This window comes from Cytobacillus oceanisediminis 2691 (genome assembly GCF_000294775.2).
Lineage (GTDB): Bacteria > Bacillota > Bacilli > Bacillales > Cytobacillaceae > Cytobacillus > Cytobacillus pseudoceanisediminis.
Genome location: NZ_CP015506.1, coordinates 4,944,854 through 4,963,285 on the forward strand (window position 1 = coordinate 4,944,854; position 18,432 = coordinate 4,963,285).

Sequence of the window (18,432 nt, forward strand, 5' to 3'; positions counted from 1 at the left end):
CTTACATCCACATCACCCCTCCCAAAAAAATCTGCGCCACCCTTAAGAATGGCGCACTCAAACAAAACCTACTTCTTCACCCAGCCAAACCCCATAGCACCTTCACCTAGATGGGTTCCAATGACCGGACCAAAATAGCTGATCATAAACTCAACATTAGGATATTCCGCTTCAAGCTCTGCCTTCCACTCGCGGGCTTCTGCTTCGCGATTGGCATGAATAATAACAGCCTGGTATGGCTCCCCGCTTTTTACGTCTTCCCAGAAAAGATCAACCATCCGCTTCATCGCTTTTTTGCGCGTGCGAATCTTTTCAAACGGAACAATTTTCTTATCCTCAAAATGAAGCAGCGGCTTCACCTGGAGTAGGCTGCCGATCAATGCCTGTGCACTGGACAAGCGGCCTCCTCGCTGAAGATGTGATAAGTCATCCACCATGAAATAGGCACGAATGCTTTTCTTCATCTCCTCAAGACGTTCAACGATCTCCTGTGGACCCTTACCGGCAGCAGCAAGCTCTGCAGCTTCAATCACATAAAACCCCTGCACCATACAGCTGATTTCCGAATCAAATGGAAAAACCTGAATCCCATCAACCATGCTCCCGGCAGTAACTGCCCCCTGGAACGTACCGCTGATGCCGCTTGACAGATGAATCGAAATCACCGCATCATACTCTTTCGCTAATTTCTCAAACAGCTCGGCAAACTCACCCACAGGAGGCTGCGAAGTAGTCGGAAGATCTTTATGCTTCACTTCTTCATAAAAGTCTGCAGCCGTAATTTCCACTTCTTCCCGGTACGTCTCACTGCCAAAAATAACACTAAGCGGAATCATATGTATATTTAACTTTTCTCTTAAATCCTTAGGAATGTATGCTGTACTATCCGTTACAACAGCCGTTTTCATAAATAGAGTTACCATCCTTATCTTTTTTCTCTACTGTATGTTCATGTTCCATTTTATATGATAGCGGGGGAAATTGCATTAAGTTATAGAGCAGGTGATTAAATAATGCTGTGCTCCATTATACCTACTTTTAAGACCTGGTATATTTTTACCTTCAAATCTTTGCCAGGCATATGATAAAATGCTTTTTGTGTCTTTATTTTGTAAAGGAGCTGTAACACATTGATTAAAAACACTTCTTCCACAAATAGCCCCACTTCCAATAGATACAGCACAGATACTCTTCATCAAATGCTTAATAATGAATTAAGTAAATTTAAGCACATTAAAGTTCCAAATATTGACCATTCTATCAGCGGACCTGAACTTGCTTCCTGGCTCATAGACAGTTTGCCTCCCAAGGAAATCGAGAAGCTTGTTTATTTAGTGAATCAAGCAAAAAAGAGATCTTCCAATACAAAACCTATCTTTCAAACAGCTGCAGCCGCACTTATAAAATAATCACGCAGAGGTGGTAACTTCCTGCGTGATTATTTTTGGTTAATATTTCAAAAAAAGTGTATAAATACCTTTAATTTACCTGCTATTTCCGCTATCATAAAATAGAGGAAAAACTTTCTTTTTAGACAAAAAAAGATAGAGGATAACCTTATATTATAGAGAATAGGTAAAAAAGAAAAAGCCCCTATGAAAAAGGACTTTTTCTCTCAATAATATTATCGCACCTCTACCCAGCCATTTTTGATCGCTACGACAACTGCCTGAGTACGGTCGTTCACATTCATTTTTTGCAGGATATTGCTTACGTGGTTCTTTACGGTTTTTTCACTTATGTATAATGCTTCCCCAATTCCGCGGTTGCTTTTTCCATCAGCAAGGAGCTGAAGCACTTCACATTCACGGCGTGTCAGCAAGTGAAGCGGACGGCGGATTTCCACCTGTGAATAAGATGTGGTCCCTGTACCTTCTGCTGCAAGTCTGCGGTATTCATTTACCAGGTTATGTGTTACCTTCGGATGTAAGTAAGATCCTCCATCAGCGACAACCTTTACAGCTTCGACTAATGCATCTGCATCCATTTCTTTTAAAAGGTATCCGCTTGCTCCTGTTTTAAGTGCGTGGGTTACATAATTCTCATCGTCATGGATGGAAAGAATGATTACCTTGGATTCTGGATATTTATTAATCAGCTGGCGGGTCGCTTCCACACCGTTTGTGTTCGGCATATTGATGTCCATGATGATTACATCTGGATCATACTCTTCAACGAGACCCATGGCTTCACTGCCATCATCACCTTCTGCCACTACATTAAAGCTCTTTTCGAAATCTAAAATGCGTTTTACCCCTTCTCTGAATAATTGATGGTCATCAATTATGACGATCTTTGTATTCAAATGCTTCGCCTCCCAAATCTCCAGTTAGTTTTCTATCTCTATTCTTAAGGTGTTTCTTATTTCAATGGCACCTGGATAATAACAATGGTTCCTTTGCCTGGTTTAGAATCTATGGACATCTGGCCATCCAATAGTTCAAGCCTTTCACCCATTCCCATAATTCCAAAAGATCCAGGACGCTTCTCGCGAATATTGAAGCCCTTCCCATCGTCTTTGACGACTACGGCTACCCTGGTACAGTTTATTTCTATTTTCACTTGGATTTCTTTAGCATCCGCATGTTTTAGAGCATTTGTCACAGACTCCTGAATCAGACGGAACAGTGCGACTTCATATTGTGGCGGGAGCCTCTTCTCTTCGCCAACATTCGCGAAATATATCTTGGTGCTCCTGTGATACTCTTCGATCGTTGTTAAGTATTTTTTGAGGGTAGGTATTAAACCCAAATCATCAAGAGCCATTGGGCGCAAGTCATAAATAATCCTGCGGACTTCATATAAAGCATTGCGGACCATTTTTTTCAGGTCTTTTATTTCAGTAATGGCTTCATCAGCACCGCGCTCTTTGTATACCCGTTCAATTAAATCGGACCTCATCATGACATTCGCCATCATCTGGGCCGGTCCGTCATGGATTTCGCGGGACACTCTTTTCCGCTCTTCTTCCTGTGCCTCGATGATCTTCAGACCAAAATCCTGTTTGAGCTTCGCATCTTCAATGATTTCTCCCATTTGCTTTAAGTCACTGGTCAGATAATTCATCACGACCGTAATTTGAGAAATGAGGACTTCCGCTCTATCAATGGTGTCATTAACACCAATAAGCCTTCTTTCAATATCATCACGGCGATCCCTCAGCTGTTTTTCAAGCTGACGGTTCATGGATAAATCCATTTGAAGCTGATGGGCCTTCTCATATGCTTCACGCACTTCAGACTCTGAATAATCCTTAAAATGCATGCTTACTTCAGAAAGGCGCTTTCTTGCAAACCGGGTTTGCACTTCCAGCTTATCCCCTTCTTCGATTACCTTAAGAACCATTTGTTTAACTTCCATAAGTTCTTCGGTTAAAGTCTTATGGTCTTTACGGCATTGTTCACCTATACGGAAAATTTCATCTTTACTGGTGCCTACTGTTTGAACCATTTTTTCAAGAATAAGATCCAGAGTCTTGGAATCAAATTTCTTAATACTCATTTACACTCCTCCAAGGGCGTAACCCTTCCGCTATGTACCTTTATTTTAGCGCTAAATGAGTTAAGATACTATCTTTCCAGTCTGAAAATTATACCAAGTTACCTAAAATTCGGTAAAAAGGCTTAGACTTGTGATTTCACCCCATGTCTTATATCCTATATAAAAGCAGGGTAAACATGACTACCAAGCAAAATAATATGTATATTTATACCACTTAAAGATTAAAATCGGCACATTTTTTATTATAGCAGCATAAACATCAGAATTGTTTTCATTATAACATGGGAAAAAATGTTCTATATTAAAGTTTCATTACATTCTGTTAAAAAATTGATGTTGGGAAACTTGTCGAATTATAATGAATTTAGCTGAATTTTTTTAAACAAATAGTTAAGAAAGGAGCGGTCCTGTGCTGCCCTCTTATTATACAGTTAAAGGATACGGAGAAAATGAAATCTTAATAGAAAAATCAAAGTTTATAGCCCATGTAGCAAGAGCCGAAACAGAAGATGAGGCCCTGGATTTCATTCAAAAAATTAAGAAGAAACATTCCAGTGCCAATCATAATTGCTCTGCATACTTAATTGGTGAAAACGATCAGATTCAAAAAGCAAATGATGATGGAGAACCAAGCGGAACAGCTGGTGTACCTATCCTTGAGGTATTGAAGAAAAAAAAGCTTAAGGATACTGTTGTTGTCATAACCAGGTATTTCGGAGGAATAAAATTGGGAGCAGGCGGTTTAATTCGTGCTTATAGTAAAGCCACCACTGCTGGCCTTGAAGCAGCAGGAATTGTTGAAAGAACGCTTATGAGGATTGTCCATACGATAGTTGATTATACCTGGCTAGGGAAACTGGAAAACGAACTTAGATCCTCCATTTATAAAATAAAAGAAATCCACTATCTTGACCTTGTTAAGATAGAAACATATGTTAAGGATAGTAAAACTGAACTTTTTGTTGAATGGATAACTGAGCTGACGAATGGGCAAGGAAAATGTCTAGAAGGAAATCATCTATATTTGGAAGAATTAATAGACACCTAAATATTTCTATTAAAAAATCTTATAAAGTATTTTATAATTAGTTCCTAGGTTCTCGAAAATTATTACAGAGGATGTTTTGAATGAATAAAAAAGAAACTACTCCTTTAGATAGGAGAAGAATAAATAAAAAAAAGAGAAGAAGACGCTTATTGTTAACATTATTATTAACTTTATTTCTCACAGTTCTTAGTACTTTGGGATATTTTACATTTAAAACTTATCAGGTAGCAAGTGACTCATTTAGCGATATAGATGGCCGGCAGGAAAAATCCGAACTAAGAGAAGAACCCGTATATGTATCATCAGATCCTTTCTCTATTCTTTTACTAGGTGTTGAAGATTATTCTGATGAGTACGATGCAGGGAGATCTGATACTATTCTTGTAGCAACCTTTAACCCCGATAAACAGTCTATGAAGCTTCTTAGCATTCCGAGAGACACGCTTGTGGAAATTCCTGATGAGGGTGAAGATAAAATAAATCACTCCTTTGGTGTTGGTGGTAAAGAAAAAGTGATAGAAACTGTAGAACATTTTTTAGATATTCCCATTGATTACTACGCAACTGTAAATTTTAAGGGTTTTATAAATATTGTTGATATTGTCGGTGGTGTGACTGTTGATGTTCCCTTCAGTTTTAATGACATAAATAGTGATTGGGATCGTTTTTTCTTTGAAGAAGGCGAGCAAACTCTTCAAGGTGAAGAAGCCCTGGTTTATGCTAGGATGCGTAAAAAAGATCCACGCGGAGACTTTGGAAGGAACTATAGGCAGCGCCAAATAGTTAGCGGGTTAATCGATAAGATGTCTTCACCCGCCACATTATTAAAAATCGATGATATTGCTGATGAAATCGGAAAAAATATTGAAACAAATATGAGAATCAAGGAAGCGTTAGCCTTTAGAAAGAAATATCCTGATTTTAACTCTTCAATGATTCAACAGCTAGAATTGAAAGGTGAAGATTACAACAACTCTTATGGAACCTATTATTATATTCCTAATGAAGAAAGTGTGGAAGAATTAAAATATACTTTAAAGGAACATCTCGAGTTATCAAATGAAATTGAGGCTGAAACTTCATATTAGACATAAAAAGAAAAGGGTCAAGACAAGCAGAATGAACGCTTGCCTTGGCCCTTTTTGTGGGAGTATAAAGTTTGATTTAGTTTTCTTCATTTCTGATGAAGAACTCTGGGATGATAGGTAAAGCGAATGATACCAATAACCCAACAATTACTCCTAACAACGCATCTCTTACGGGTGATGTAGCCTGTGTTGCTACAGAGACTTCTTTATTTAATTCTGTTGGTGTCAAGTCAATCATTCTACCTTTAAGATCGAACAGGAATTTTTCCTTGTCAATTTGCGATTCCGAATCGGTTTCAGCTGCTTCTACTTTGTCAATTTGTGATGTCAGCAGGTTTTTCTGCTGGTTGTAAGTATCCTCACTCATCTTTAGAAATGCATCTGTTACTTTTTGAGCTTCCTCTTCAACTTTTGAAGAATCATTCCCTGATATAGAAAATGTCAATACTCTGCCTGCTTTAGGACTAACAGTCAGATTTGATAATAAGTACTTCACATCCAAATCAATCCCAGTTTGATTGCTCAGCTTTTCTAAAAAAGCTTCATTTGGCATCTGATCCTTCATTAACTCTTGATGTGTTAAGCCCTCTTTCTGAAAATTACCCAGCATGATTTCCGATGTTGCGGTATAGCTACTTTGTGCATTTTGAGCAAAAAGATAAGCTAGTCCACCTGTAATAATAGGGACGATTAGAAAAATAAGCCAAAAACGTTTTATTCTATTCAATATTCTTATTGGTATATCTTTCATTCTTATACCTCCTTTAAATCTAAAGGCTCTTTAATTCGTTTCGCCTGATGCATATTAATAAAGCCTAGGGAAAATCCGAAAAGTAGCCAATGATAATTTAATCCTAAGATAGAGCTAGGACTAATTCCAGCTAATGTAAATGCAACCAGAGCAATCAATAAAAATTCTGCTACCATCTTCATGTTAGAACTCTGTTCTTTTTTCCAAATGATGTAGACGTGGTAGATAATTGCTGAGTATAAAGCAAGATATAAAATAGTAATAACAACCCCATAATTCATTAATATCTCTATTATCCAATTATGAACGTTGTAATCACCGTATGTTGGATAGATCCCTTTATGCTCCATAAAGTACTCAGCGTTTCCTGCACCGACTCCGAAGCCCAGGCTTTCCTTCACTGAATAGAACCCGTTCAGAATTAGGTTCACTCGCTTTTCCATGGAACCTCCGCCGCCAATATCTGATATGCGATTTAGGCTTTGTAATTCACTTAAAACTTTTGTAATTACACTCATCACAACATCACGCACAGCAACAGCCCCTAAAGTTCCACCTACTACAAATATACCTAGATAAAACAGTTTTTGCTTTCTATTCAACATAAATAGATACCAAACAGCCAGGCCAAATCCAATTGCAAGCAAATTTGCTCTTGAAGAGGATACAACTATTAGAAACAAAATAAGCAGTATAAATAGAATATTTAATCCCTTAAAGATAATCTTTTTACTGTATGTATAAAAGGTGAGAAACAGGAAAAATGTTACGGAAAGAAAACTGGCAAAATCATTTTCATTTGTAAAAACTGCAGTTGGAATACTCTTTTGGTAAGCAGAAGCAGTATATATTCTTGAAATAGGCAGATGTATTTGCAGGAAATGATTTACCAATCCTATGAAAACAATAAAAGCTCCCATAAACCACCAGATATAAGCTACCTTTATATAGTCTTCATGATTTCTTAAAAAGTAAATAATAAAAAATGTAAAACCCATCCCAAATCCTAAAAAGACAATACTTTTGAGAGCAGCCGATAAATTGTCGGCCCACAGAGTAGACAATATGGCGTATAAAAACCATATTGTCAGGAATAAGATTGGAGGTTTATATGCTAAAGTTGTGTTTTTAAAGTCAATCCTCAAATTGAAGAGTATACTTAGCACAACTAAAAAAACAAGCAAAATAAACAGAACCCTAAAAGGAAAAATTGAAAAAAAACCAAGATTAAAACTAAAAAATGCTGCTCCTAAAAACGAAGTTGCAATTAATAGAAATACAATATTTTGAATGGATGAGTATTGATCAAACAAGGATTTTTTATAAATAAGTAATATACCTAATCCCGCTAATAATACAAAAGGAAATATCAATGCTAAGTAACCTTTAAACACCTGACCAATGATACTACTTAAGAGCAAAGCAATTATTGTAAGGACGGTTATGGTTAAGATCAGATTCATTTTATTTTTTATAGTAAAGTTCATCCATAATCACCCACTTGTAAAAAAGTGTAAAAAAGGATAAACCTTTTTTACACTTTCCTATTTATTATTGGTTCCTGAGCAGTTGATCTTCAGGGACATTTCGAAGCTTCCTAGCCGGGCTGCCGACTACTAAATCTTCACTTTGTACATCCCTTGTTACGACGCTTGCAGCTGCTACTGTGCCATCCTTTTCGATCACCCTTCCAGGCAGGATGGTAGAATTGGCACCCACACGGCCGCCTTCCTTAATGGTAACCCCTTTAAACTTATCGAAACGTTCTTTAGACCTAGCCATATAATTATCATTAGTAGTGACAACATAAGGAGCAATAAAAACAAAATCTTCTAATGTTGAATAAGCAGTTATATAAGAGTTGGTCTCCAGTTTGCATTTGCTTCCTATTGTACAGTCATTCTCAATCGCTACACCGCGACCTACAATAGTTCTTTCTCCGACAGTAACCCGTTCCCTTATAGTAGCTAAATCAGCAACAAAAACATCGTTTTCCAACCTGGCATTTGCATAGATAATGGAGGACGTCCCTATTGTACAGCCTGAACCAATGATAGTTGGCGGAAGTTGTCCAACCTCAGGCAATATAGAGTTTTTAGCCCGTGCAGGCTGTTTTCCTATTACCACATTATCTTGAATGACAACATTATCACCTATCTCCACACCTTCATAGATAATAACATTATTTCCAATAGTGATATTCTCTCCAAGTTTGACGTGATCTTTAATAAGCACATTTTGTCCTTTAGTTAGAGACATAGTTACAATTCTCCTTAGTTAAAAAATTGGATTATCTTATCCACAATTTTTTCAGATGCCTTGCCATCCCCGTATAGGCCTTCGATATAAGGCTTTTCTTCCTTTTCAGATACCAGGCTGCTTAAGTTATCTTCTAATGGATTAACAAGCTTGTTCCAGCCAGCATGTACCGTTTCAACCCATTCTGTTTCATTTCTTAAAGTAAAGCATGGAACTTTTGCAAAATAAGCCTCTTTTTGCACTCCACCAGAATCAGTAACTATAGCAGATGCATTTTTCTCAAGAGCCAGCATTTCTAAATAACCAGCAGGTTCTACTATCTGAAGGCTGCTTGTTGAATCATTAGGAACTATATTTAGCTCTTCAAGCTTCTTTTTTGTTCTTGGATGCAAAGGAAGAATAACCTTTTGATTTAAGCTGCCCAATTGATTTATGATAGCAGTCAACCTATCCGGGCTATCCGTATTTTCTGCCCGGTGGATAGTTGCCAATATGTATTCTTTTGGTTGCACCCCATATTGACTTAGAATATCCTTTGATTTGGCAAGTTCAGTATTGTATAAAACTGCATCATACATAACATCGCCAACATTAAATACGTTTTCAGTTACACCTTCACTGCTTAAATTGTTCACAGCAGTTTCTGTAGGTGTAAATAAAAGAGAAGAAATATGATCCGTAAGCACCCGGTTTACTTCTTCAGGCATTTTTTTATTATAGCTCCTCAGCCCTGCTTCGATATGAATGACAGGAATGTGAAGCTTGGCTGAACTCAATGATCCTGCAATGGTTGAATTAGTATCACCATATACAAGTACAGCATCAGGTTTTTCTTTAATAAGAATTTCTTCAATTTTAATTAACATCTCCCCTGTCTGGTATCCATGTGTACCAGACCCTACCTGCAAATTGTAATCAGGTTTGGGTATCTGAAGTTCTTCAAAGAAAACACCTGCCATTTTATGATCATAATGCTGGCCAGTGTCTACTATAATTTCCTCAAAGTGTTTTCTCAATACTCTGGATACAGGAGCAAGTTTAATGAATTGCGGCCTTGCACCGACTACAGTGACGATTTTTTTCATTTAATTTATGCCTCCTTAAAAAAGTCAGCAATCTTAGAAACGACATATTCCTGCTGTTCAGGCTTTAGTTCCGGGAACATTGGTAAAGATAGAGCCTCTTCACAAGCCTTTTCTGTAACAGGCAGATCTCCTTCTTTATATCCCAGTTCGCTGAAAACAGGCTGCAGATGAAGCGGCTTTGGATAGTAAACCATTGTAGCTACTCCATTTTCACGCAAATATTGCTGGAGTTCATCTCTTTTCTCAACACGTATTGTATACTGATGGAATATATGATAATGATCTTCCTTGATGAACGGAGTTTTTACCTTATCCCTTAATTTTTCGTTTAATAGCCCAGTATAATAATCAGCTTTGTCTCTTCTCTGCTTGCTCCAGTCATTTAAGTGCGGAAGCTTTACATTCAAAATAGCTGCCTGCATTTCATCCAGGCGGCTATTATAGCCTAATACATGGTGGTAGTATTTCGGTTTGCTTCCATGTACACGGATGACACTCATCTTTTCTGCAAGATCTTCATTATTGGTTACAATCATTCCGCCATCGCCATATCCGCCAAGATTCTTGGTAGGGAAAAAGCTGAAACAGCAGGTAGTTCCCAATTCGCCTGGCTTCTTCCCCTTATATTCAGCACCTATTGCCTGAGCTGCATCCTCCACTACACTTAAATTATGCTGATTAGCTATTTCCATAATTTCATCCATATCAGCCATTTGGCCATATAAATGAACAGGTATGATTGCCTTTGTCTTATCTGTAATTGCTGCTTTGATTTTCTGAGGATCAATATTAAATGTTAATGGATCAATATCTACAAATACAGGTGTGGCACCTATACGTGCAACCGCTCCAGCGGTGGCAAAAAAAGTAAATGAAGGAACGATTACCTCATCTCCAGGCTGCACCCCGCAAGCAACTAATGAAATGTGAAGTGCGTCACTTCCGTTAGCTACACCCACTCCAAATTTAACATTACTATATTCTGCAACATCCCGTTCAAGCTTTTTAACATTAGGCCCCAAAATAAATTGAGTATTTTCCATAACATCTTCAAGGGATGCTAAGATTTCTTTTTTTAAACTTTGATATTGTTCAGATAAATCAAGCATAGGTACTTTCATGATAACAAACCTTCTTTCTTTGTATTTGATGAACATACGTTTAAAAATTTTTCAGCGAGTTTTTCAATATTATGGTGCTCATTAACATATTGAAATGCCTTATCTTTAATTTGTTGAACATCCTCTTCACTTAAATGCAGAAGGATTTCAATACCTTCCGCAAACCCCATAGGATCTTCGGGCTGTACAGTAACACCAGCCCCAGAAGCCTCAATAATATTATTTAAGACATTGCCGGCAAATATAACCGGCTTTCCGGCAAGCAGGTAATCATTAAGCTTGTTAAGGCTAATCCCATACTTGTATAGTGAAGTATTTAACATAGAAACCATCAGAATATCTGCTAAGTTTAAAGTAGATAAAACTTCCTCTTTAGGAATACTTTCAAAAAAATAAATATTTGAATAAGGTTCAGCCAATTTTTTTAAGGAGGACTTCTCTGCACCTTCCCCAATAAAAACTAAGGCTACTTGTTTGGAGTCTAAATACTTAGCACTTTCTATTATGGTTTCCAATGCATTGGCATGTCCATGAGAACCTACATACATAGCAACCTTTTCATGGTTTTCCCTTATTTTATTGATCTCTCCCTCTAAAGAAGGTTGATTAGCTAAACCCTCGATTCGGGACATATGGATGCCATTAGGTATATAGTATATTTTGTTTCTTTCTATCCCTAAACTTGCAATATAATCTTCCGCTCCAGGCAATGTCACTATTATTTTTTCCGCCTTTTTATAGACGAACTTTTCTATGATCCCTAACAAAATGGACAAGGGGTGCCTTTCAGATATAACACCGAAATCAATCAAAGTCCTTGGCCATAAATCCCTAATTTCAACAACATATCTCGCCTTTAATAGTTTGCTCAAGAAATAAGCTGCAAGACAGGCAAAAAGATGGACAGATGAACCTACAATAACATCAGGCTTCTCTTTCCTTTTTTTGAGCCCTCGGAATATGGCTAAGAAAAAATAACTAATCCAATTTAAAAAACGTTTTGGTCCATTTCCAAAGTAAGGAAGACTCCACAGCCATTCAAAAATTACTCCATTAACGTTTTCCTGATAGTTTTTCTTTCGTGGATTTCTCCACTGAAAACGAAAGACATTAAAACTGCTGCCGAAAATTGTAACTTGATGCCCCATTTTTACAATTTCGTTCGATAAATCATAATGTCTTGTAATTCCGCTTTCGTTTGGCTTTAACGCAACATGATTAAGAATCCATAGTTTCAATTTACCACCAACTTAAATTATAAGGCTTTGGCTGCTTATAGAGTTTTATATAACTCAATGAGTTTTTCCGCTTCCACGTCCCAATTATATTTCTCTTCCACGGCCTTTCTGCCGTTTCTTCCCATTCTTTCAGCTTCTGATCTATTTTCTGTAATCTGGTTTATGGCATTGGAAATTTCATAAGGATTTAATGGATCTGCACAAATACCGCAGTCGTTTCCTTCTACAATTTCTTTCCACAAATCAAAATGGGAGGCTATAACCGGTATGCCTGCAGACATATATTCGAACATTTTATTTGGCTGCGCATTATTGTGATTAGGTGCGGGATGATATAAAACCAGTCCCGCCAAACTTTTGGCCATTGTTTCAGCAACTCTTTTTCTATCTGCGAATCCCAAATCAATAACCTGCTCCCATCCAGCTGCATTTTGAGCCTTTTCTTTTAATGATGGAGGGGAAAAATTACCGCCTAAATAAAGTTTAGAATCTGTATAAGAAATAGCCTCTAACATTTCATCAATTCCGCGTATCTTATTAATACCGCCAATAAAACAAACTGCTTTCTTTTTTTCATCCCACCCGGAATCAGGGACATATAACTCCGACAAAATGGGATAATTATTAACATTTGCAGCTCGACACCCAATTTTTTTAAACCTTTCAGTTATATGTGGAGTCGCTGCTATAACAGCATCGAACTTTTTTGCTGAAAAATTTTCAAATTTCTCAAAAGCCCATGAAATCGCTGACCTTATCTTTGGGTTAATCCAAGCTTTGGAGAGGATTTGCCTTGGCACATCTTCATGAACATCATAGATGACTTTTTTTCCCTTAAGCTTCAAAAGAAGCCCAAAAAAGATCATTTCTGGGTCATGAATGTGATAAATGTCAGCATTCTCTTTGGCAGCCCTCTGATAAACTTTATAGGAGGCTTTCAGCAACCTCGTTGCACGCGATGTAATGTTCAGTTTTACAGCAATGATATTTACACCGCGGTCAGTATGATCGTCTTCTTCAGGAACTACTAAATTGACATTAAATCCTTGCTCAGCAAGGCTCACGCATTCCTTCCTGAATATCCTTGTATCCTTGGAAGGATGTGAGGAGGTTATATGGCAAACTTTCATTAATTAATCATTCCCTAAAAAAATGTAGTTAGAACCAGAATTACTCTGGTTCTAAACTTTTATAAACGGTAATATCCTTTATGTTGAGATCCGATTTGCTTCATTGCATTTCGTGTATCGAAAATTAGCTCTGTCTTTTTCGCTATATGATTATAGTCAAAATCACTATGATCTGTAAGAATCAATACTAAATCTGCTTCTTCCAATAATTGATCTGTCAATTCTTGGGTTTCCACACTCATATCACATGATCTAAATGCCTTTACGTATGGATCCACAACTGTCCAATCCGCACCAGCTTCGTTTAAACCTTCAATTACTTTCAATGCTGGTGATTCACGTACGTCATCTATATCCTTTTTATAAGCTACACCTAGAATTAATACCTTTGCTCCATTCAGAGCCTTTTTGTTTTTATTTAGAAGCTCCATTGAGCGGCTAACAACAAACTCAGGCATGCTATTATTAATCTCACCTGCAAGTTCAATAAGGCGTGTATGATAGTTATATTCCCTTGCTTTCCATGTTAAATAGAATGGGTCGATAGGAATACAATGCCCGCCAAGGCCTGGACCTGGATAGAAGGCCATAAAGCCGTATGGCTTTGTAGCTGCTGCATCGATTACTTCCCACACATCAATTCCCATCCTGTCACAAAGGATGGCCATTTCGTTAGCTAATGCTATATTAATATGTCTAAATGTATTTTCAAGGATCTTCTCCATTTCAGCTACTGCTGGGCTGGAAACCTCATGAACGTCACCTTCAAGTACATTTCTATATAGCGAGCTAGCTATCTGTGTACAAGCTTTAGTGATGCCTCCAATAACCTTTGGAGTGTTTTTTGTATTATAATGCTTATTTCCTGGGTCAACACGTTCAGGTGAATATGCAAGGAAAAAGTCTTCTCCGCATCTTAATCCTGTTTCTTCAAGAATTGGCTTTAATACCTCTTCTGTAGTGCCTGGATAAGTAGTACTTTCCAAAACAACGAGCATACCAGGGTGCAAGTGTTTTGCGATTTCTTTTCCTGAACTTTCAACATAAGATGTATCAGGCTGCTGATAAATATCTAGAGGTGTAGGTACACAAATTGCAACTGCATCAACTTCGTTAATATGTGAATAGTCTGTTGTTGCAAAGATTTTACCTTCGTTTACTAATTCTTTTAACTCTTCGTCTACAACATCACCAATATAGTTTATGCCGCTATTGACCATATCTGTCCGGGATGCCTGTACATCAAACCCGATAACTTTATACCCGGCTTTTGCCTTTTCCACAGCAAGGGGCAAACCTACATAACCTAGTCCAACAACACCAATTGTAGCTTCTTTGGCCATTATTTTATCCATAAGTTCATTTCCAACTTTATTAAGAGTTTCTGACATATTAAATCCCTTCCTTATCTTATGATAGTTTTACCGGAGTATTATTTTCTGCAGATTGATCAAGTGCAAGAACCAGCTGCAGTGCTTTTCTTCCATCTTCCCCGGTGACAATTGGCTCTCTATTTTCTTTTATTGCCTCTACCATGTCTTCTATAATACATTGGTGTCCCGGCTTGCCAATCGGATTATTTTTAATTTTTGTTTTTAACTCTTCTACATTTTCTTCATTTACAGATTCCATCTCCCAGTGTTCAATAAGACTTGCTGTTACACCGCCAACCTTGACTGTACCCTTTTCTCCGAAAACACTAATCGTTTCCTCTAGATTTTTAGGATATATGGTAGTCGCAGCCTCAATTACACCAAGAGCACCATTTTTAAACTTAACGACACCTGTAGAAACGTCCTCTGTTTCAATGTTCCTAAGCCGGGTAGCAGCCATACTATAGACTTCATCAACATCACCCATAAGCCAGATAAGCAAATCTAAATTGTGGATGGCTTGATTCATGAGTACTCCACCATCTAAAGCTTTTGTGCCCCTCCAAGCCGCCTGCTGATAGTATTCATCATTTCTGTTCCAGCGAACAGTTGCATTCGCATGGCTGAGTTTCCCAAATTTTTCGTCTGCCATTGCCTTTTTAAGTTCAATCATGACAGGCCTGAAACGGTTGGGATGAACAACTGAAAGTTTAACATTATTCTCTTTGCAAGCCTCTATTATGTCATCAGTATCTTCAAGGGTAAGTGCAATAGGCTTTTCAATGACAATATGTTTTTTAGCATTTGCACATTTCACAGCAAGGGAAGCGTGAAAACCACTAGGAGTGCATATATTCACTACATTGATTTGATCATTTTTAAGCATTTCATCTAAATCTTCATAAGGTTGAGCCTCATAGTCCTCAACATACGGAGTCATCCTATTGGGGTCGGTGTCACAAACCGCCAATAAATTAGCACCTTCTGAATTCTTGATAGCTTCCGCATGTTTTTTGGCAATATGCCCACATCCAACAATAGCAAAATTTATCATTTTCTTGTCCTCTCTTTCTACTCCTATTTTTAAACAAAAAAATTTAATAAGTAAAGCAATAACCATATGATTCGCATAATGTTCATTTTTCGACTTATCAGATAGGTTAAGATTCATATTCAACTAATGACAGAAGTTAGCCAGAACTGGCTTTTAAGCGTCTAAGTATTAATGACATCAAATTTTTTATTCTGAGGAAATCAGAGCGATCAATTAATAGAAACTGTCTATATGACAAACCTGTAATGCGGTGAAAAATAACTATTTTTATAATAAAACTAAAGAAATAAGAAATAGTGGTAGCATATGCAGCACCAGATACTCCTATTTTTGGCACGAGAATCAGGTTCAAAGTAACATTACCAACAACATTGATGATAGCAACATACATATTAAGCTCAGGCTTCCCACGGCCTGCTATATCATTTGACAATACTTTTTCAACTGCAAGCAGCATAATTCCCGGCAAAAGAATCTTCAGCAGCAAAGAGCTTTTTTCGTATTGTGATCCAAAGAAAAGTTCAAAAACCAGGTCTGATAGCAAAAAGGCAAAAATTCCGCCAATAAGGGTGATAAAAGCAATGTTCCTGGAGACAATTGCTGTTACTTTGTCACGCTCTCCTTTATCAGTTGTTGAGGAAATCCTGGGAAATAGGACACTTGAAATAGCTACTGCCAATATGGTGATTCTCTCTCCTACATTTACAGAAACAGTATAAAGCCCTACAGATGCTGAACTTACAAAATAGCCTAAGATTAGAATATCCAGTCTGTAGTTTAAAAAGGTCATAGCATTACTGATGTGCGCTTTGATGCCATAATTAATGGCTTTCTTTAAATATAGGGTATCAAATTCCCCTCCAGCAACATCTACTTTCTTTTTCCTCAAATAATAAAAAATGGTTATCACAATAATAATATTAGCCAAAACAAATGCAATTATCGCACCATTTATCCCAAGGCCGCCCAAAATCACCAAAAGCGCTACCAAAATTAGTAAGAAGGCCTGAAAATAAACCATCAATTTATTAAAACTTTTGAAGTCCTGCAATCCATGGAAAACGGTCATAAGCATTTCCTTTATAAACATAAAAGGCAATGCCGCAAGAACAAGATAGAGCAGGCTGACATCTATTCCTTTAAAAAACTGACCTGAAAAAAAATAAATGAAAATAAAGCCAAAAGCTACAGCTATACCGCTTAAAATGAAAGAAACTAAAATATTCGTTTTAATCACGTTTGAAACAGAGATATTCCCTTTGCTAATAAAATATGTAGTAGAAGTATTAAGCCCAAGCGTAAGAAAAGTTACTAAAAGCAAAGGTAATAAAGTAATTAAAGAGTATTGCCCCTGGCCTTCAGGCTGTAAATAGCGTGCCAAAATAACTATCAGCAATACTCCCAAAAGAATATTAGACATCTGCCTTACAATGGTACTAACAGTATCAGAAATAAACTTTTTATTTTTATCCATATTGTTCACCACTGTTTAGCAAGTCCTCTCGGAAATCTGTATAATTTTTGGCCGCGTTATAACTTTTTTCCCAAGTTTCTCTTGCATTCGTTCTTAATGCTTCTTTTTCCTCGATAGAGAGACGATAGAATTCTCCGAAATAAGAAGACAATTGTCCCGGGCTTATATCAACTGGCAAAAGTTTTCCGGAACTATCGCTAACAATTTCCGGGACTCCTCCTACCTCTGTGGCATATGCAGGTATTCCATATCTGAATGCCTCCATTATTGTAACAGGTATCCCCTCTGAAGAGCTTACGTTTACAAAAAGGTCAACAGGATGCTTTTTATAAAATTGCAATACTTCCAAATTGGTTAAATTGCCCTCTAGCCTTGCATTGATGTTAGGCGGCAGAGCCTTTATTAATTCTTGGATTTTATTTTCTTCTGGACCCGATCCAATGTGATGCCACACAACTGGTATATCCAGTTCCTTAAGAGCTTTAACGATAATCTCTACCCTTTTAACTGGTACAAGATAGGAGCAGCTAACAATTACCAGCTCTTTTCCTTTCGGAGCATCATTCCGATAATCATCTCCATCAATCCCCAGTCTGCTTACCTTAATATGGTTAGGTGATATACCTGTATACTTATTGAGTAAATAATTCTTTCCCTGCTGTGAAATTGTAAACAAACGGGTTAATTCTTGAATAACTTTAAATTGAAATGGTATATATGGAGGTTTATGCCTTTCAACATAAAGATCTCCACCATGGGCTCTGGAGTAAATGACTGCATCTTTAAATTTTTCTTTAAATAAAACAGCACCTAATGCTGATGGATTCTGCCAATAACAATAAATTATATAATTGCTTTGATCTTCTTCATTGTTAAAGTAAGTAACCAAACTATCTCGTGCAATCTTAGCCCACCCAAACCAATTCACCATAGCTGCCACTCCGCGAACTCCATGACCTTGTGCAATCTTAAGTTCTTTCAGCAGCCACTCACTCATTTGCCGATCAATCAATGAGTTAAGGATGGATTTGATCTTCGCTGATCTTCCATTTTTCATTTCATAAATACGAACATTATTAGGAACTTCTCTTTTTTCCTTTCTTGTATTAGCATACATAGGAAAAATAATAATTTCCTCAAATGACTCACTTAAATATTTTATCTCTGTTTCCAAAAATGCTTCAGAATGCCCAAATGGAAATGAGTGAGTGAAAAGGATGAGATTCTTTCTCTTCAAAATAAATCACCTTCCAACAAAAAAACCGAAAGTGAAAATTCACTTACGGTCGCAGTCTATTTTTAGATTACGG

At 37.2% G+C, this 18,432-nt stretch carries 17 protein-coding genes; 3 read left to right on the plus strand and 14 right to left on the minus strand.

Features of this window, described 5'->3' with window-relative positions; translation table 11 throughout:
• Positions 1 to 68 precede the first annotated feature (68 nt).
• On the minus strand, positions 69 to 908 hold the full coding sequence (locus tag A361_RS24800; RefSeq protein WP_019380804.1) for a DegV family protein: 840 nt from the start codon (positions 906 to 908) through the stop codon (positions 69 to 71).
• Between the two features lie 222 nt (positions 909 to 1,130).
• Between A361_RS24800 and A361_RS24805 the strand changes: the two genes are divergently transcribed.
• On the plus strand, positions 1,131 to 1,409 hold the full coding sequence (locus A361_RS24805) for a hypothetical protein (RefSeq protein ID WP_019380802.1): 279 nt from the start codon (positions 1,131 to 1,133) through the stop codon (positions 1,407 to 1,409).
• A 215-nt stretch (positions 1,410 to 1,624) separates the two neighbouring features.
• Here A361_RS24805 and A361_RS24810 read toward each other — a convergent pair whose 3' ends face one another.
• Together A361_RS24810 and A361_RS24815 are read right to left on the minus strand one after the other, a co-directional pair.
• Complete coding sequence (locus tag A361_RS24810) at positions 1,625 to 2,305, minus strand: response regulator (protein ID WP_019380801.1); 681 nt, start codon at positions 2,303 to 2,305, stop codon at positions 1,625 to 1,627.
• 56 nt (positions 2,306 to 2,361) lie between these two features.
• On the minus strand, positions 2,362 to 3,501 hold the full coding sequence (locus A361_RS24815) for a sensor histidine kinase (RefSeq protein WP_019380800.1): 1,140 nt from the start codon (positions 3,499 to 3,501) through the stop codon (positions 2,362 to 2,364).
• 409 nt (positions 3,502 to 3,910) lie between these two features.
• Between A361_RS24815 and A361_RS24820 the strand changes: the two genes are divergently transcribed.
• Both A361_RS24820 and A361_RS24825 read left to right on the plus strand, forming a co-directional pair.
• On the plus strand, positions 3,911 to 4,549 hold the full coding sequence (locus A361_RS24820) for a YigZ family protein (protein ID WP_019380799.1): 639 nt from the start codon (positions 3,911 to 3,913) through the stop codon (positions 4,547 to 4,549).
• A gap of 80 nt (positions 4,550 to 4,629) precedes the next feature.
• Positions 4,630 to 5,637: an LCP family protein gene (locus A361_RS24825; RefSeq protein ID WP_019380798.1), complete on the plus strand. Its 1,008-nt coding sequence runs from the start codon at positions 4,630 to 4,632 to the stop codon at positions 5,635 to 5,637.
• A 76-nt stretch (positions 5,638 to 5,713) separates the two neighbouring features.
• Here the strand turns inward: A361_RS24825 and A361_RS24830 are convergent, their stop codons facing one another.
• The 11 genes from A361_RS24830 to A361_RS24880 form a co-directional block, all read right to left on the minus strand.
• Positions 5,714 to 6,388: a hypothetical protein gene (locus A361_RS24830; protein WP_019380797.1), complete on the minus strand. Its 675-nt coding sequence runs from the start codon at positions 6,386 to 6,388 to the stop codon at positions 5,714 to 5,716.
• Between the two features lie 2 nt (positions 6,389 to 6,390).
• Positions 6,391 to 7,875 carry an O-antigen ligase family protein gene (locus A361_RS24835; protein WP_019380796.1) on the minus strand — a complete coding sequence of 495 codons (1,485 nt, stop codon included), beginning with the start codon at positions 7,873 to 7,875 and terminating at the stop codon, positions 6,391 to 6,393.
• A 64-nt stretch (positions 7,876 to 7,939) separates the two neighbouring features.
• Complete coding sequence (locus A361_RS24840; protein ID WP_019380795.1) at positions 7,940 to 8,647, minus strand: N-acetyltransferase; 708 nt, start codon at positions 8,645 to 8,647, stop codon at positions 7,940 to 7,942.
• A 14-nt stretch (positions 8,648 to 8,661) separates the two neighbouring features.
• Positions 8,662 to 9,732, minus strand: coding sequence for a non-hydrolyzing UDP-N-acetylglucosamine 2-epimerase (wecB, locus tag A361_RS24845; RefSeq protein ID WP_019380794.1), 1,071 nt, complete (start codon positions 9,730 to 9,732; stop codon positions 8,662 to 8,664).
• Positions 9,733 to 9,737: 5 nt separating this feature from the next.
• Positions 9,738 to 10,853, minus strand: a complete 1,116-nt coding sequence (locus A361_RS24850; protein WP_019380793.1) for a DegT/DnrJ/EryC1/StrS family aminotransferase — start codon at positions 10,851 to 10,853, stop codon at positions 9,738 to 9,740.
• Positions 10,850 to 12,091: a glycosyltransferase family 4 protein gene (locus tag A361_RS24855; protein ID WP_019380792.1), complete on the minus strand. Its 1,242-nt coding sequence runs from the start codon at positions 12,089 to 12,091 to the stop codon at positions 10,850 to 10,852. Before A361_RS24855 ends, A361_RS24850 begins: the two co-directional genes overlap by 4 nt.
• A gap of 35 nt (positions 12,092 to 12,126) precedes the next feature.
• Complete coding sequence (locus tag A361_RS24860) at positions 12,127 to 13,155, minus strand: glycosyltransferase family 4 protein (protein WP_019380791.1); 1,029 nt, start codon at positions 13,153 to 13,155, stop codon at positions 12,127 to 12,129.
• Positions 13,156 to 13,280: 125 nt separating this feature from the next.
• Positions 13,281 to 14,612 (minus strand): nucleotide sugar dehydrogenase, encoded by a 1,332-nt coding sequence (locus tag A361_RS24865; RefSeq protein WP_019380790.1) that lies wholly within the window; start codon positions 14,610 to 14,612, stop codon positions 13,281 to 13,283.
• A gap of 19 nt (positions 14,613 to 14,631) precedes the next feature.
• Complete coding sequence (locus A361_RS24870; RefSeq protein ID WP_019380789.1) at positions 14,632 to 15,648, minus strand: Gfo/Idh/MocA family protein; 1,017 nt, start codon at positions 15,646 to 15,648, stop codon at positions 14,632 to 14,634.
• Between the two features lie 136 nt (positions 15,649 to 15,784).
• On the minus strand, positions 15,785 to 17,122 hold the full coding sequence (locus A361_RS24875) for a flippase (protein ID WP_019380788.1): 1,338 nt from the start codon (positions 17,120 to 17,122) through the stop codon (positions 15,785 to 15,787).
• A complete protein-coding gene (locus A361_RS24880; protein ID WP_019380787.1) occupies positions 17,115 to 18,359 on the minus strand; it encodes a glycosyltransferase in 1,245 nt (414 codons plus the stop codon). Before A361_RS24880 ends, A361_RS24875 begins: the two co-directional genes overlap by 8 nt.
• Between the last annotated feature and the right edge of the window lie 73 nt (positions 18,360 to 18,432).

Coding starts and splice junctions, on each gene's coding strand:
- A361_RS24800 (WP_019380804.1), bottom strand. CDS start 908: ATGAAAACGGCTGTTGTAACGGATAGTACAGCATACATTCCTAAGGAT.
- A361_RS24815 (WP_019380800.1), bottom strand. CDS start 3,501: ATGAGTATTAAGAAATTTGATTCCAAGACTCTGGATCTTATTCTTGAA.
- A361_RS24825 (WP_019380798.1), top strand. CDS start 4,630: ATGAATAAAAAAGAAACTACTCCTTTAGATAGGAGAAGAATAAATAAA.
- A361_RS24830 (WP_019380797.1), bottom strand. CDS start 6,388: ATGAAAGATATACCAATAAGAATATTGAATAGAATAAAACGTTTTTGG.
- A361_RS24835 (WP_019380796.1), bottom strand. CDS start 7,875: ATGAACTTTACTATAAAAAATAAAATGAATCTGATCTTAACCATAACC.
- A361_RS24840 (WP_019380795.1), bottom strand. CDS start 8,647: ATGTCTCTAACTAAAGGACAAAATGTGCTTATTAAAGATCACGTCAAA.
- wecB (WP_019380794.1), bottom strand. CDS start 9,732: ATGAAAAAAATCGTCACTGTAGTCGGTGCAAGGCCGCAATTCATTAAA.
- A361_RS24850 (WP_019380793.1), bottom strand. CDS start 10,853: ATGAAAGTACCTATGCTTGATTTATCTGAACAATATCAAAGTTTAAAA.
- A361_RS24865 (WP_019380790.1), bottom strand. CDS start 14,612: ATGTCAGAAACTCTTAATAAAGTTGGAAATGAACTTATGGATAAAATA.
- A361_RS24870 (WP_019380789.1), bottom strand. CDS start 15,648: ATGATAAATTTTGCTATTGTTGGATGTGGGCATATTGCCAAAAAACAT.
- A361_RS24875 (WP_019380788.1), bottom strand. CDS start 17,122: ATGGATAAAAATAAAAAGTTTATTTCTGATACTGTTAGTACCATTGTA.